The organism is Leptospira ainazelensis, from assembly GCF_016918785.1.
GTDB classification, from domain to species: Bacteria; Spirochaetota; Leptospiria; order Leptospirales; family Leptospiraceae; genus Leptospira; species Leptospira ainazelensis.
In genome coordinates this window covers 1-901 of sequence record NZ_JAFFPT010000054.1, presented here as the reverse complement: position 1 = coordinate 901, position 901 = coordinate 1, and the positions used below count along the sequence as shown (strand labels likewise).

The following is a 901-nucleotide window of genomic DNA, read 5'->3' as shown; positions in this document are numbered from 1 at the left end:
AGGTCGCTCGAACCTCGTGCCAACTCCGTCGCGCGCAGGCGCTCGGAGACGCAACGTCGAGAAGCCTCTTTCGTTAGACGACAGTTTTTAGATATCTTTTTGAAATGAAAGTTTCGAAGGAAATTTCAAGATTAAAAGGTCAATTTTCCATAATTGATTTCCATTCACAGCAAAAGAATAATCTCTTTTTGATTGACAAATCCTGATGTAATTACATAGTAATTACTATGAAAGCTTCAGTTGTAAAAATAGGTAATTCTAAAGGTATTCGAATCCCCAAGGCCGTTTTAGAAGAATGTCACATTGAAGAAAAAGTAGATTTACTCATCGATAATAATAAATTAATTATTGTACCTCTAAAATCGAAACCAAGAGAAGGCTGGGAAAAACAGTTTAAGACAATGTCATATAGTAAAGATGATAAATTACTTATTCCCGATTCAATAGATTTATCGGACAAGGATTGGGAATGGTGATTTCTCAATACGAAGTATATTTGATAAATTTGGATCCAACAGTCGGACATGAGATAAAAAAATCAAGACCTTGTGTAATAATTTCGCCTAATGAAATGAATAAGATTATTGGAACAATAATTATTGCGCCAATGACTACTAAGTCTCGATCGTATCCAACAAGAGTTGAATTAACATTTCAAGGAAAGAAGGGTTGGATTGTGTTAGATCAAATTCGAACTGTTGATAAAACACGTTTTGTAAAGAAATTAGGGAAGATAGATCCCAAAACAGTTAATAAAATGAAATTGATTATTAAGGAAATGTTGGTCGATTAAAATGCTAATCGATTCAATAAAAACCGTCGTCTAACTTCGGCTTCTCACTTCGTTCGCGACTCACGGTTCCCGCTCGCGCTCACTTCGGGCTAAAGCCACATTGCTTTG

At 35.4% G+C, this 901-nt stretch carries 2 protein-coding genes; both read left to right on the top strand.

The annotated features are described in order from the left end of the window. Positions 1-227: 227 nt before the first annotated feature. Positions 228-476 (top strand): AbrB/MazE/SpoVT family DNA-binding domain-containing protein, encoded by a 249-nt coding sequence (locus tag JWG44_RS12735; protein ID WP_205275341.1) that lies wholly within the window; start codon positions 228-230, stop codon positions 474-476. Beyond that, positions 470-793 (top strand): type II toxin-antitoxin system PemK/MazF family toxin, encoded by a 324-nt coding sequence (locus JWG44_RS12730; protein ID WP_205275340.1) that lies wholly within the window; start codon positions 470-472, stop codon positions 791-793. The genes JWG44_RS12735 and JWG44_RS12730 overlap by 7 nt, the downstream gene beginning before the upstream one ends. Positions 794-901 lie beyond the last annotated feature (108 nt).

What these genes read in the sequence shown, in the direction of transcription:
- JWG44_RS12735 (WP_205275341.1), top strand. Translation starts at nt 228, where the DNA reads ATGAAAGCTTCAGTTGTAAAAATAGGTAATTCTAAAGGTATTCGAATC.
- JWG44_RS12730 (WP_205275340.1), top strand. Translation starts at nt 470, where the DNA reads ATGGTGATTTCTCAATACGAAGTATATTTGATAAATTTGGATCCAACA.